At 59.4% G+C, this 13,050-nt stretch carries 16 protein-coding genes; 7 read left to right on the top strand and 9 right to left on the bottom strand.

Annotation, left to right across the window (positions count from 1 at the left end; translation table 11 throughout):
- The first annotated feature begins 2 nt into the window (after positions 1-2).
- Both ompR and ABTV29_RS29825 read left to right on the top strand, forming a co-directional pair.
- Positions 3-743: an osmolarity response regulator transcription factor OmpR gene (gene ompR / locus ABTV29_RS29830; protein ID WP_433768081.1), complete on the top strand. Its 741-nt coding sequence runs from the start codon at positions 3-5 to the stop codon at positions 741-743.
- Positions 744-857: 114 nt separating this feature from the next.
- The gene (locus ABTV29_RS29825; RefSeq protein WP_433768080.1) at positions 858-2,171 is read left to right on the top strand and encodes an ATP-binding protein; all 1,314 of its coding nucleotides are present in this window, start codon (positions 858-860) and stop codon (positions 2,169-2,171) included.
- Between the two features lie 70 nt (positions 2,172-2,241).
- Here the strand turns inward: ABTV29_RS29825 and rimK are convergent, their stop codons facing one another.
- Positions 2,242-3,147, bottom strand: coding sequence for a 30S ribosomal protein S6--L-glutamate ligase (gene rimK, locus ABTV29_RS29820; RefSeq protein WP_175376484.1), 906 nt, complete (start codon positions 3,145-3,147; stop codon positions 2,242-2,244).
- On the bottom strand, positions 3,144-3,563 hold the full coding sequence (locus tag ABTV29_RS29815; RefSeq protein WP_239499417.1) for an ATP-dependent zinc protease family protein: 420 nt from the start codon (positions 3,561-3,563) through the stop codon (positions 3,144-3,146). Before ABTV29_RS29815 ends, rimK begins: the two co-directional genes overlap by 4 nt.
- A gap of 275 nt (positions 3,564-3,838) precedes the next feature.
- Between ABTV29_RS29815 and ABTV29_RS29810 the strand changes: the two genes are divergently transcribed.
- From ABTV29_RS29810 to ABTV29_RS29800, 3 genes are all read left to right on the top strand, one after another.
- Positions 3,839-4,243, top strand: coding sequence for an RNA-binding S4 domain-containing protein (locus tag ABTV29_RS29810; protein ID WP_433768079.1), 405 nt, complete (start codon positions 3,839-3,841; stop codon positions 4,241-4,243).
- Between the two features lie 202 nt (positions 4,244-4,445).
- Positions 4,446-5,348 carry an Hsp33 family molecular chaperone HslO gene (gene hslO / locus ABTV29_RS29805; RefSeq protein ID WP_433768078.1) on the top strand — a complete coding sequence of 301 codons (903 nt, stop codon included), beginning with the start codon at positions 4,446-4,448 and terminating at the stop codon, positions 5,346-5,348.
- Between the two features lie 181 nt (positions 5,349-5,529).
- Positions 5,530-7,071, top strand: a complete 1,542-nt coding sequence (locus tag ABTV29_RS29800; RefSeq protein ID WP_433768077.1) for a phosphoenolpyruvate carboxykinase — start codon at positions 5,530-5,532, stop codon at positions 7,069-7,071.
- 60 nt (positions 7,072-7,131) lie between these two features.
- Here ABTV29_RS29800 and ABTV29_RS29795 read toward each other — a convergent pair whose 3' ends face one another.
- The 6 genes from ABTV29_RS29795 to ABTV29_RS29770 all read right to left on the bottom strand — a co-directional run bounded on the left by ABTV29_RS29795 (position 7,132) and on the right by ABTV29_RS29770 (position 9,756).
- Positions 7,132-7,986 (bottom strand): EamA family transporter, encoded by an 855-nt coding sequence (locus ABTV29_RS29795; protein WP_433772071.1) that lies wholly within the window; start codon positions 7,984-7,986, stop codon positions 7,132-7,134.
- A gap of 43 nt (positions 7,987-8,029) precedes the next feature.
- Positions 8,030-8,383 (bottom strand): DUF1493 family protein, encoded by a 354-nt coding sequence (locus ABTV29_RS29790; RefSeq protein WP_433772069.1) that lies wholly within the window; start codon positions 8,381-8,383, stop codon positions 8,030-8,032.
- 119 nt (positions 8,384-8,502) lie between these two features.
- Positions 8,503-8,790: a NadS family protein gene (gene nadS, locus ABTV29_RS29785; RefSeq protein ID WP_433768076.1), complete on the bottom strand. Its 288-nt coding sequence runs from the start codon at positions 8,788-8,790 to the stop codon at positions 8,503-8,505.
- Positions 8,791-8,792: 2 nt separating this feature from the next.
- Positions 8,793-9,107 (bottom strand): type II toxin-antitoxin system RelE/ParE family toxin, encoded by a 315-nt coding sequence (locus ABTV29_RS29780; protein WP_433772068.1) that lies wholly within the window; start codon positions 9,105-9,107, stop codon positions 8,793-8,795.
- An 83-nt stretch (positions 9,108-9,190) separates the two neighbouring features.
- Positions 9,191-9,481, bottom strand: a complete 291-nt coding sequence (locus ABTV29_RS29775) for a hypothetical protein (protein WP_433768075.1) — start codon at positions 9,479-9,481, stop codon at positions 9,191-9,193.
- Positions 9,482-9,633: 152 nt separating this feature from the next.
- The gene (locus tag ABTV29_RS29770; RefSeq protein WP_433768074.1) at positions 9,634-9,756 is read right to left on the bottom strand and encodes a hypothetical protein; all 123 of its coding nucleotides are present in this window, start codon (positions 9,754-9,756) and stop codon (positions 9,634-9,636) included.
- Between the two features lie 123 nt (positions 9,757-9,879).
- Here ABTV29_RS29770 and ABTV29_RS29765 point away from each other — a divergent pair, with 123 nt between their 5' ends.
- A complete protein-coding gene (locus tag ABTV29_RS29765) occupies positions 9,880-11,817 on the top strand; it encodes a RecQ family ATP-dependent DNA helicase (RefSeq protein WP_433768073.1) in 1,938 nt (645 codons plus the stop codon).
- A gap of 50 nt (positions 11,818-11,867) precedes the next feature.
- On the top strand, positions 11,868-12,287 hold the full coding sequence (locus ABTV29_RS29760; RefSeq protein ID WP_433768072.1) for an acyl-CoA thioesterase: 420 nt from the start codon (positions 11,868-11,870) through the stop codon (positions 12,285-12,287).
- A 65-nt stretch (positions 12,288-12,352) separates the two neighbouring features.
- On the opposite strand, the gene ABTV29_RS29755 is transcribed toward ABTV29_RS29760, so the two are convergent.
- The gene (locus ABTV29_RS29755; RefSeq protein WP_433768071.1) at positions 12,353-12,835 is read right to left on the bottom strand and encodes a glycine zipper domain-containing protein; all 483 of its coding nucleotides are present in this window, start codon (positions 12,833-12,835) and stop codon (positions 12,353-12,355) included.
- Between the last annotated feature and the right edge of the window lie 215 nt (positions 12,836-13,050).

Raw genomic sequence — 13,050 nt, 5'->3', positions numbered from 1 at the left:
CAATGAGCAGCACTGCAAACATTGCTGAAGGCGAAAAGATTCTTATTGTTGACGACGATCCGGGCCTCAGCAGCCTGCTGGAGCGTTTTTTCGTCAGCAAGGGCTACCGCGCCCGTGCCGTACCGAACACTGAACAAATGGACCGCCTGCTGGCGCGTGAAGTGTTCAACCTGGTCGTCCTCGACCTGATGCTGCCCGGCGAAGACGGCCTGACCGCTTGCCGCCGCCTGCGCAGCGCGAACAACCAGATTCCGATCATCATGCTGACCGCCAAGGGCGATGAGCTGAGCCGTATCAAGGGCCTGGAACTGGGCGCCGACGATTACCTGGCCAAGCCGTTCAACCCCGACGAGCTGATGGCCCGTGTCAAAGCCGTACTGCGCCGTCAGTCGGCACCGGTGCCGGGCGCGCCGGGCAGCGAAGATGAAAGCGTGACCTTCGGTGACTACGAACTGTCCCTGGCTACCCGCGAGCTCAAACGCGGTGAAGAAGTGCACATGCTCACCACCGGTGAGTTCGCGGTACTCAAGGCGCTGGTGATGAACGCCCGTCAACCGCTGACCCGCGACAAACTGATGAACCTGGCCCGTGGCCGCGAGTGGGATGCCCTGGAGCGCTCCATCGACGTGCAGATTTCCCGCCTGCGCCGGATGATCGAGCCCGATCCGTCCAAGCCGCGCTATATTCAGACGGTCTGGGGCGTAGGTTATGTGTTCGTGCCGGATGGTGCCGCCACCAAGTGATCGGCCCATTGCAGGAGCGGGTCGGCGGTCGAAAAGTCAGATGACCTTGGCCGCAGACTCGCGACCTGCAATATGCGAGCATCGCTCGTTCCTGCAAGTATGTAGCGCCTATCCATGAAAACCCCCGTTTGGTTCCCTCAGAGTTTCTTCTCCCGCACCCTTTGGCTGGTGCTCATCGTCGTTCTGTTTTCCAAGGCACTGACCCTGGTTTATCTGTTGATGAACGAGGACGTGTTGGTGGACCGCCAATACAGCCACGGTGTCGCCCTGACGCTACGCGCCTATTGGGCCGCCGATGAAAACAACCGCGACAAGATTGCCGAAGCAGCGACCCTGATCCGGGTGGTAGGGGCTGGCGTGCCCGAAGGCGAACAACATTGGCCGTACAGCGAAATCTACCAACGGCAGATGCAGGCCGAGCTGGGGGCCGACACCGAGGTGCGATTACGCATGCACACGCCTCCGGCATTGTGGGTGCGGGCGCCAAGCCTGGGTGATGGCTGGTTGAAAGTGCCGCTGTACCCGCATCCGCTGCGCGGCCAGAAAATCTGGAATGTGCTGGGTTGGTTCCTGGCTATCGGTTTGCTGTCCACGGCTTCGGCGTGGATTTTTGTCAGCCAGCTCAACCAACCCCTCAAACGGCTGGTTTACGCGGCTCGGCAACTCGGCCAGGGTCGCAGTGTGCGTCTGCCGATCAGCGATACGCCCAGTGAAATGACCGAGGTGTATCGCGCCTTCAACCAGATGGCCGAGGATGTCGAGCAGGCCGGTCGCGAGCGTGAACTGATGCTGGCCGGGGTGTCCCATGACCTGCGTACGCCGCTGACCCGCTTGCGCCTGTCACTGGAACTCATGGGTGATCGCAGCGACCTGACTGATGACATGGTCCGCGACATCGAGGACATGGATGCGATTCTCGACCAGTTCCTGGCCTTTATCCGCGACGGCCGTGATGAGTCGGTGGAAGAGGTGGACCTGAGCGATCTGGTCCGCGAAGTCGCCGCACCGTACAACCAGATCGAAGAAAAAGTGCACCTGCGCCTGGAGCCGATCCAGCCGTTTCCGTTGCGTCGGGTGTCGATGAAGCGACTATTGAACAACCTGATCGGCAACGCGCTGCACCACGCGGGCAGTGGTGTGGAAGTGGCCGCCTACGTCTCCGGTGACACTGCCGCTCCCTATGTGGTGCTGAGCGTCATGGACCGTGGCGCCGGCATCGATCCGGCGGAGCTGGAAGCGATCTTCAACCCCTTCACCCGCGGCGACCGTGCCCGAGGCGGCAAGGGCACCGGATTGGGGCTGGCGATTGTGAAGCGGATTGCTTCGATGCATGGCGGGAATGTCGAATTGCGCAACCGTGAGGGCGGAGGGCTGGAAGCTCGGGTGCGGTTGCCGCTGGGGCTGATGCTGCCCCGGGATGCGGTTTAACCGCTGAAAAGATCGCAGCCTGCGGCAGTTCCTACATAAGGATCTGCCGCAGGCTGCGATCTTTTTTGCATTATCCCTTGCCCTTGGTCCGGGTCATGTTCGGCCCGCCATTCTTCTCCAAGTGCTCAATGATGATCCCCGCCACATTCTTGCCGGTGGTGGTCTCGATCCCTTCGAGTCCCGGCGACGAGTTCACCTCCATCACCAGCGGTCCATGATTGGAGCGCAGGATATCCACACCCGCTACGGTCAGGCCCATGACCTTCGCTGCGCGCAAGGCGGTCATGCGCTCTTCCGGCGTGATCTTGATCAGGCTGGCGCTGCCGCCGCGATGCAGGTTGGAACGAAACTCGCCGGGCTTGGCCTGGCGCTTCATCGCGGCAATCACCTTGTCGCCCACCACGAAGCAGCGAATGTCGGCGCCGCCGGCTTCCTTGATGTATTCCTGAACCATGATGTTTTGCTTGAGGCCCATGAATGCCTCGATCACCGATTCCGCCGCCGTGGCGGTTTCGCACAGCACCACGCCAATGCCCTGGGTGCCTTCCAGCACCTTGATCACCAGTGGCGCACCGTTGACCATCGCAATCAGGTCGGGAATGTCGTCGGGGGAGTGGGCGAAACCGGTGACCGGCAAGCCGATACCGCGGCGGGACAGCAATTGCAGCGAACGCAGCTTGTCCCGCGAGCGGGCAATGGCCACCGATTCGTTGAGGGGGAACACGCCCATCATTTCAAACTGGCGCAATACCGCGCAGCCATAGAAGGTCACGGACGCACCGATCCGTGGAATCACCGCGTCGAACCCTTCCAGCGGTTTGCCGCGATAGTGGATTTGCGGCTTGTGGCTGGCAATGTTCATGTAGGCACGAAGGGTATCGACCACCACCATTTCATGGCCGCGTTCAGTACCGGCTTCGACCAGGCGGCGGGTGGAATACAGACGCGGGTTACGCGACAGCACAGCGATCTTCATGCAACACCTGTGGAAGAGGTAGATACCGGGAACACCGGCTTGTCTTGTACATATTTAATGCCCGGATTGACCACCAACTGGCCTTCGATCAGGGCTTTGGAACCGAGTAGCAGGCGATAACGCATGGATTTGCGGCAGGCGAGGGTGAACTCGACCCGCCAGACCCGATCACCGAGGGCCAGGGTGGTACTGATCACGTATCGCACCTGCGCGTGACCGTTGGAGCTTTTGATGGTTTTTTTCGTTACCAGCGGCGCTTCGCAGCGACGGTGACGCAGTTGCACCACCGTGCCCAGGTGCGCCGTGAAGCGCACCCATTGCTCGCCATCGCGATCGAATACCTCGATGTCGGTGGCATGCAGGCTGGAGGTGCTGGCGCCGGTGTCGATTTTTGCCCGCAGGCCCGCGACTCCCAGATCCGGGAGCGCCACCCACTCGCGCAGACCGACAACGGTCAAATGGTCAAATGTCTTCAAATTTGCTCAACCGGTAGAAACCACGGTGGCCACAGGCGGCCGAATTCGCGGTATTCACGCAGAATAATGGTTCAAAGGCGACAGATATCTACGGCCCCGATTTCCTGTTTCCCAAGGAGGTTAGGAATTGTCGGCATTGTAATCCGGGGCCACGTAATTTTTCGTACGACAGAACGGTAGTACAGTTCACCAATATTTCAGAACGAGGAAATCCCATGGCACAAAAAAACGAAGAGGACGACAAAGTCCGCCTCGATAAATGGTTGTGGGCTGCGCGCTTCTATAAGACACGCGCCTTGGCCAAGGCTGCGATCGAAAGTGGCAAGGTGCATCACCGGGGCGAGCGCTGCAAGCCGGGGAAGGAGCCGCGTATCGGCGATGAATTCGAGATACGCACCGGATTCGATGAGCGCACGGTAGTGGTCCAGGCGTTGTCGATTGTGCGCCGAGGCGCGCCGGAAGCGCAGACGCTGTACACCGAAACCGAAGCCAGCATCGCCAAGCGCGAAACAGCCGCAGCCCAGCGCAAGGCCGGCGCCCTGGGCGTCAGCACCGATGGCAAGCCAAGCAAGAAGCAGCGGCGGGACCTGTTCAAGTTTCGCGGCAGCAGTAACGAATAGTCGCAATTGGGGCCCTTTGTCCGTGACCTACTTGCAATTGCCCGGATGAGTAACCATATCGGGGGATTCCTCAACGGCGTAACGAGCGCAAACTAGCCGCTCGTCGAATATCGCTACAGCATCCGACCCCATGGGCCATAAAGAGGGCCTACGGCGTCAGAGGCGTTGAATTCCATTTTTTACCATTCAGATACTCAGACTTATGACCGACCTACCGGATACCGACTTCACTCAACGCTTCATCTTCGATGACAGCGACACCCGTGGCGAAATGGTTTCGCTGGAGCTCAGCTACGCCGAGGTCCTTGCCAAGCACGCCTATCCGGAGCCGGTCGCACAACTGCTCGGCGAACTGATGGCGGCCGCGGCGCTGCTGGTCGGCACCCTGAAGTTCGATGGGTTGCTGATCCTCCAGGCCCGCTCCGAAGGCCCGATCCCGCTGTTGATGATCGAGTGCTCCAGCGAGCGCGACATCCGTGGCCTGGCCCGTTACGAGGCAGACCGGATCGCGCCCGATGCGACACTGTCCGACCTGATGCCGGATGGCTCGCTGACCTTGACCATCGACCCAAGACAGGGCCAGCGCTATCAGGGTGTCGTCGATCTCGACGGCGCAAACCTGTCCGAGTGCTTTACCAACTACTTCGTCATGTCCCAGCAGATCGGCACGCGCATCACGCTTTGCGCCGACGGCCGCCGTGCCCGTGGCCTCCTGTTGCAGCAATTGCCTTCCGACCGCATCAAGGATGAGGAAGAGCGCGCCGCCAACTGGCAGCACCTCTCTGCGCTGACCGGGACGCTGACCGTCGATGAGCTGCTGGGTCTGGACAACGAAACCGTGCTCCATCGCCTCTTCCACGAAGAGCAGGTGCGCCTGTTCGACGTGCAGAAACTGCGCTTTCGCTGCAGCTGCTCCCGCGAACGTTCGGCCAATGCGCTGGTCAGTCTGGGTATGGAAGACGCGCAAAACCTGGTGGTCGAACACGGTGGTCATATCGAAATCGACTGCCAGTTCTGCAACCAGCAATACCTGTTCGATGCAGCCGATGTCGCCCAATTGTTCGCCGGAGCGGGCGTCGAGACGCCGTCAGATACCCGTCACTAAAACGGTTCAGCGCAGGTAAATTCACTGGTAAGTGCCGGATTAACGCCGTTACGACGGGAGGGCCCTACTCTTTTTGGGCATTTCTGGCATAATCCGGGCCACTTTTTTCGCGGTAGTAGTGCACGACTTTCTACTACAAAACGTTTGGAGCACACTCGGCCACTGGCCGACGGGGAAACTCATGACGCAAGCCAATAACGCCGTGTACACCGATCTCAGTGTTGATGATCTGGTTAAAGAAGCCCTGAATCGCGGTGAGGGCGAGCTTGCCGATACCGGCGCACTGGTTGTTCGTACCGGTCACCGTACCGGCCGTTCGCCAGTCGATCGCTTCATTGTTGAAGAGCCGAGCACTCAGGCCGCTATCGCCTGGGGCCCGATCAACCGCAAGTTCCCGGCCGACAAGTTCGATGCCCTGTGGGCTCGCGTCGAAGCGTTCAACAACGCGCAGGAGCACTTCGTTTCCCACGTTCACGTAGGTGCCGCTGCCGAGCACTACCTGGCTGTGAAGATGACCACCCAGACTGCCTGGCAGAACCTGTTCGGCCGTTGCCTGTTCATCAACCCGGAGCAGTACAACCCGGCTGGCCGTGAAGAGTGGCAAATCCTCAACGTTGCCAACTTCGAGTGCGTGCCTGAGCGTGACGGCACCAACTCCGATGGTTGCGTGATCCTCAACTTCGCACAGAAGAAAGTTCTGATCGCCGGCATGCGTTACGCCGGTGAAATGAAGAAAGCCATGTTCTCCGTGCAGAACTTCCTGCTGCCGGCTGCCGACGTGCTGCCAATGCACTGCGCCGCCAACATCGGCGAAGCTGGCGACGTGACCCTGTTCTTCGGTCTGTCGGGCACCGGTAAAACCACCCTGTCCGCCGACGAAAGCCGTTACCTGATCGGTGACGACGAGCACGGTTGGGGCGAAGGCGTTGTCTTCAACATGGAAGGCGGCTGCTACGCCAAGTGCATCGACCTGTCCGAGAAGAACGAGCCGGTCATCTGGAAAGCCATCAAGCACGGCGCTGTACTGGAAAACGTCGTGATCGACGACGCCAAGCACGCCGACTACGCCGATGTCAGCCTGACCCAGAACAGCCGCGCCGCCTACCCGCTGGAGCACGTTGCCAAGCGTTCCGAAGCGAACCTGGGCGGCGAGCCGAACGCCGTGATCTTCCTGACCTGCGACCTGACCGGCGTACTGCCGCCAGTGTCGATCCTGAACAACGAGCAGGCGGCCTACCACTTCCTGTCCGGCTACACCGCGCTGGTCGGTTCGACCGAAATGGGCTCGGGCGGCGGCATCAAGTCGACCTTCTCCACCTGCTTCGGCGCACCGTTCTTCCCGCGTCCGGCTGGCGAATACGCTGAGCTGCTGATCAAGCGCATCAACGGCTTCGGCTCCAAGGTTTACCTGGTCAACACCGGCTGGACTGGCGGTGGCTACGGCGTCGGCAAGCGATTCAACATCCCGACCACCCGTGGCGTGATCGCAGCGATCCAGAGCGGCGCTCTGATCGGTGCCGAAACCGAGCACCTGGACACCATCAACCTCGACGTGCCAAAAGCCGTACCGGGCGTTGACGCTGGTCTGCTGAACCCACGCAACACCTGGGCTGACAAAGCCGCCTACGACGAAGCCGCCAAAGCACTGGCCGGCCTGTTCATCGAGAACTTCAAGAAGTTCGACGTGAGCGACGCGATCAAGGCTGCTGGTCCAAAGCTGTAAGCGTTGGATTGAAGCGATGAAAAAGCCGCCCCTCGGGGCGGCTTTTTTGTGCGTGTCGTTTCAGGTTTTCAGGTGCAGCACGAACGCCCCGACCAGCACCAGCGCGACCCCCAGCACCTGCACTTTCGCCAGCCGCTCCTTGAAAAACAAATAGCCAAGGATCGCAGCGATCCCACCGGACAATGTGCTGATCACCGTCACCACCGAGACGGACCCGGCCACTGCGCCCCAGGCAAATGCTGAAAAGCCGCCGAGGTTCATCAGGCTGGCACCGGTCAGTGTCAGGCAGTTTTTCAGCGGCGGGATTTTCAGGCCGTCGTCAATCCTCAGGACGATCGCCACCAGCACAATCAATCCGATCAGGTACGCGAGCCACAGCATCGTCACAGGCCCCAGGGCGGGCAGTACAAAATGGCCTTGCAACCAGAAGCTGGTGCCGTAGAAAACCGCCGCCAGCAGCGCATAGGCAATGGAGCTGCTGGCTTCAGAGGTGTGGGGCACTTGCGGTTCGGAGTGAACGCTGGAGAGGATCACGCCGATCACGCAGAGCGCGATACAGACCGATTGCAGCAAGCTGATGTGTTCACCCGCAGCCCAGGAAAGCAGCGTCGTCACCACGCCGTAGGTGGTCACCAGCGGCGCCACGATCGAGGCTTTGCCGAGGGCAAAAGCCTTGGACAGCGACAGCGCGCCGGACACGGTGAGCATCGCGGCGACAACCCCGAGCAACCAGGTTTCCAGCGGCGCGGCCGTGGCGCGCAGGATGAAGACGGGGAAGGCAATCAACAGCAGGCTCATGATGCTGAAGCCCAACGCCTGACCGAAATACACGGCGCGTTTGACTCCTACCGCACGGGCGTTCACGCCCACCAGGAAATCTGTGCCCCCCCACAGCAAGGCGGCCAACAACCCCATCAGTACGTCCACACAATGTCCTTATCGTTATGCACCCGCGCCGTCACAGCCCTTCAAGCACCTCGGTGTCCCAGCGTTGGGCCTTGATCGCCCGATAGAGCATGCCGATGGTCAAAGGCACCTTTTCGCCGCGACCCTTGGCCTTGCGCTTTAAATACACATCGTAGCCATCGGGCTGGAAATAGCGATAACTGTCGTACTCCACGAAATCGATCATGAATCGGTCTTCCAGGGTTTCAAGCAGATGTTGCGCGTCAGATCCGTTGCAGCCGAGGTCGAAGTTGATGGACGTGGTGAGGCTGATGGTTTTGCGTTCGGGCAGGCCGATTTCTTCGTGGAGGAGTTGGATGAGCTGGTGGAGAGCGGGGTCGTCGGGGAGGGTGGAGGAGAGATTCATTGGAAAAGTATCTGACTGGGAGGCTAGTCGGGGCATGGTTTGCTCATCAAAAGAAGCCCTGACATTCATTCCATGGCAATAGAGTTTGAGGCGAGAGCAGTATCGTTGGGCGGCACTGCTCAGCTGGCTAATGCATTCAACACATGGACAGGGTCGTTATGAATGGCTTTCAGCAAAGCTTTGGCCGGGCCTGTCGGTTCGCGGCGGCCCTGTTCCCAATTGCGCAAAGTGCCGAGTTGCACGTCGATCAAGGCGGCGAACTTTGCCTGTGTGAGTCCGGTAGCCTTGCGGATCTCTTTGACCTGCAGTGCGTCGACGGTAAATTCGCGAGAGGGCTGGCGTTCACCTCGCAGAATTTCATTCATCTCTTGAACGCTTCCCATCAGCTCATCAAAAAACTTACTCATATTTATCTCCAGTGCTCTATTGCTGCCTTCAACGCTTTACGCTCGTCGCCAGTGAGGTCTTGCTGTTCATTTTTAGGGTAGATCATCAATAAAACGATCTGTGACATCGAGACGAAGTGATAGTAAATCACTCGTGCTCCACCTCGTTTGCCATGACCTTTAGCCGCGATTCGAATTTTTCGAATCCCGCCTGTATTTTCGATCACATCGCCGGCCAATGGGTTCAGTACCAGTACATTTTGAAAAGCTGTATAGGCTTCGTCATCTATCAGATCTTTGGCCCTACGGGTGAAGGCTGAAGTTTCGATAAAAATCATAGTAAGTGTACGCCATTGACTTACTTTTAGGCAGGCTGCATTTTCGCTCTTCGCGAGCATGCTCGATTCCACGGAGAAGGTGATTAACGGGTGGTTTTTGGCAAACGATGCCGGGCGATGTCTAGGAGGTCGTTGCCGTCCTGCGTCAGCAGGTACAGGGCGCTGACGATGTTGGGGATGTCGCTGGCGTCGGCTTGTTTGAAGCACAGGCAATAAAGGGTTTCGAGCAGGTTGCTGGCGGCGCGGATGCGTTGGCGGGCGGCGTCGAGGATCTCGACAGGGTCGGCCTCGGTGTCGATGACCAGTACGGCAGTGTCGCTGTAGCTGGCTTTGAGGGGGTGATAGCGGGTTGTAAGCGGATCGGGCGTGGTCATCAGGTCAGTCCTTTGGAAATTCGGGCAGTCTTGCCGGCAGGCCGATGCACTGTCAGCCGCGAGCAAAACTATGCAGGGGCCGGCGCGCAGCAGCAATACGGCTGCAATCGACAGGGTTCGTAAGGACTTTTTCCGGTTTTGGAGGAATGGCCCTACATGCCAGCGCGGTTTTCAACAGTGAAAGCCTGATAGGTGAAATTTCCTGCGGGCTTGTCAGGCGTGTCGCCAAAAACTTCTGAAGGGATGCGCCAGATGATGTAGGGCATTTCGAACATGCCGGGTTCGGGTCTGTGAGGACGCTGTATCATCCCGTATCGTTTTTGCCCCGACCTTTTCTCGACTCGCTGCCATCGCCGACTAGGCTTCGGACTTTTCAGCGGTCAACGGAGTGACAGCTTATGCACAACACCCTGGAACAGGTTTTCGGTTATCCACAGTTTCGCCCCGGTCAGGAAACGGCCATCAGCGCGGTGCTGGCCGGGCGCTCGGCGGCGGCGATTTTTCCAACCGGTTCCGGCAAATCCCTGTGCTACCAATTGTCGGCGGTGATGCTGCCGCATCTGACGCTGGTGGTTTCGCCGCTGTTGGCGTTGATGCAGGATCAGCTGGCATTCCTTCAACGCCATGGCATTTCTGCGGGCAGTATCGATTCGGCGCAGAGCCGCGACGACGCCAGCGATGTCATGGCCCGCGCCAGGTCCGGGGAATTGAAGATCCTGATGATTTCCGTGGAGCGCCTGAAGAACGAGCGCTTCCGTAACTTCCTGCAGCAGGTCCCCATTTCGTTGCTGGTGGTGGACGAGGCGCACTGCATCTCCGAATGGGGCCACAACTTCCGCCCGGACTACCTCAAGCTTCCGGACTACCAACGCCAGTTCAATATCCCGCAAGTGTTGCTGCTGACGGCCACCGCAACGCCCAAGGTGATCGCCGACATGCAGGCCAGGTTCGCCATCGCGGCCGAGGACGTGGTGACCACTGGTTTCTATCGGCCGAACCTCAATCTATGGGTGGAGCCGGTGCGCGGTCAGGACAAGCGCCGGCGCCTGGTCGAGTGGATGAGTCAGCGCGCAGGCCAGCCGAGCATCGTCTACGTCACCCTGCAAAAAACCGCCGAACACATCGCTGAACACCTGCAGCGCAACGGCATTGCGGCGCAGGCCTATCACGCCGGCTTGCCCCACGAGCAACGGGAATCGCTGCAGAAACGCTTCATGGACGGGCAGTGCAACTGCATCGTCGCCACCATCGCCTTCGGCATGGGTATCGACAAGAGCGATATCCGTAACGTGGTGCATTTCGACTTGCCTAAATCCGTCGAAAACTACAGCCAGGAAATCGGCCGCGCCGGACGTGACGGTCAGCCGTCCGACTGCCTGGTGCTGGCCAACCGTGACAGCCTCAATGTGCTGGAAAATTTCGTCTACGGCGACACGCCCGAACTGGACGGCATCCGTTATGTACTCGACGAGTTGCAAGCGAGTGCGCCGGAGGGGCAGTGGGAGTTTCTACTGGGGCCGTTGGCGGACAACAGCAACATCCGCCAGCTGCCCCTCAAAACCTTGCTGGTGCAGCTTGAGTTGCATGGAATCATCGCGCCGCGTTACGCCTACTACGCCGAGTACCGATTCAAATACCTTGAAGAACCCGAGGCATTGCTGGCCCGTTTCGAAGGTGAGCGCAGGGATTTCGTCGCGGCGATCATCCAGACCTCCCCTCGTGCACGAACCTGGGCCACGGTGAATTTCGAGACCTTGTACGAACAGCACCGAGCCGAGCGCGATCGGGTGGTCAGGGCGCTGGATTACTTCCAGGAGAAAGGTTGGGTAGAACTTGAAAGCAAGTTGATGACCGAGGTCTACAACCTGCTGGACAGTGGTTTCGATAGCGCGGCGTTGAGCGAGGAACTGCACGCTTACTTCACTCGGCATGAACAAACCGAGATCGCGCGGATTCACGCCATGCTCGATCTGTTCGCCACCGATCGCTGCCTGGGTTTTCGCCTGGCCGAATATTTCGGCGACCACGATGCGCCGGTGCAGTGCGGACACTGTTCGGTGTGCCACGGGCAGGTGACCCATCTGCCGGAGCCTCCTGCGCTGCCGGCGCTTGTGGATAAAAATTTCGAGGCGTTGTGCAGCGAATTTATCCACAGGCATGAGCAACACACCGGGCATGCGCCTTCGTCGGAGCGACTGACGCGATTCCTGTGCGGGATCAGCGTGCCGTTGTTTACCAAGCTCAAGGCACGGGCGATTACAGGCTTCGCGATGCTGGAAGATTACCCCTATGCCGAAGTAAGGTCGTGGGCTCAGGCACACCTCCAATCTGTGTAGGAGCTGCCGAAGGCTGCGATCTTTTGTTCTTTACCTCAGGAACCAACCCGATGCCCCAACGCGCCGACTATTTGCATTTCCAGCCCATCACCACCCGCTGGCACGACAACGATGCCTACGGTCACGTCAACAACGTCACCTACTACAGCTTCTTCGACACGGCCGTGAATACTTATCTGATCGAGGTCGGTGGCCTGGATATTCACGATGGTGAAGTGGTGGGTTTCGTGGTGAGCTCGTCCTGCGACTACTTTGCTTCCATCGCCTTTCCGGACCGGATCGAGATCGGTCTGCGGGTCGGCAAGCTGGGCAACAGTTCGGTGCAGTACGAGTTGGCAGTGTTCAAGCAAGGGGAGGACGAGGCCTGTGCCGCGGGGCGCTTCGTCCATGTATTCGTTGATCGTGCGTCGAATCAGCCGGTGGCGATTCCGGGCGGGTTGCGCGGGGCCTTGGAGCGTTTGGTGGTTTAAAGCAGGCAAAAAAAATCGCAGCCCTCGGGCTGCGATTTTTTTTACCTGCGCGCGAAACCGTTTGGTTAGTCGCGGTGGCGCCAGTATTTGTGGTGCTTGCGGTGGCCATAGTGGTGGCCACGGTCATGACGATAGTCGTCACGGTAGTAGCGACGGCCGCCACGACGATCATCATCGTCGTCTTCATCGGCCTTGTTGCCCATGTAGTTACCCAGCGCGCCACCGGCGCCGCCGCCTGCTGCGGAGCCGATCAGGCTGCCGGTGGTGCCGCCCATGTTGCGGCCAACCACGTTACCGCCTGCTGCGCCCAGCGCACCACCAATGGCGGCTTCGCCACGGCTGTGTTTGTCTGCGCCGACTGCGCTACCACCCGCGCCGCCCAGGGCTGCGCCGATGGTGGAACCTGTACTGCCGCCAAGCGACTGGCCGACGACCGAGCCTAGAACCCCGCCCAATGCGCCGCCCACACCTGCTTCGGTGGTGCCGCCAGCAGAGGCAAAGCCACTGACCAGGCCAAGGGACAACAAGAGAATCGAGGAGAACTTCATGGAGGAACCTCAAGGGGATGACGGCGCGATCCTGAGGCTGTGTCATGGTCGTGACAATCGAAATCCGACGAGTAACACGACTTGAGCACATTTCTATAAGTTGCTGTTTTTTAGACGGAACTTAATGGTTTTTCGCCGGTCTTTAACTACTTCGCAATGGCCGTTTTCGTGAGAAAACGGCCTTTTTTGTGGGCGTTTGGAAAGTTGTGCGCCAG

Origin of the sequence: Pseudomonas putida (genome assembly GCF_050989985.1) — a bacterium.
GTDB lineage: Bacteria > Pseudomonadota > Gammaproteobacteria > Pseudomonadales > Pseudomonadaceae > Aquipseudomonas > Aquipseudomonas putida_AI.
This window is presented reverse-complemented; position numbering and strand designations above follow the sequence as displayed.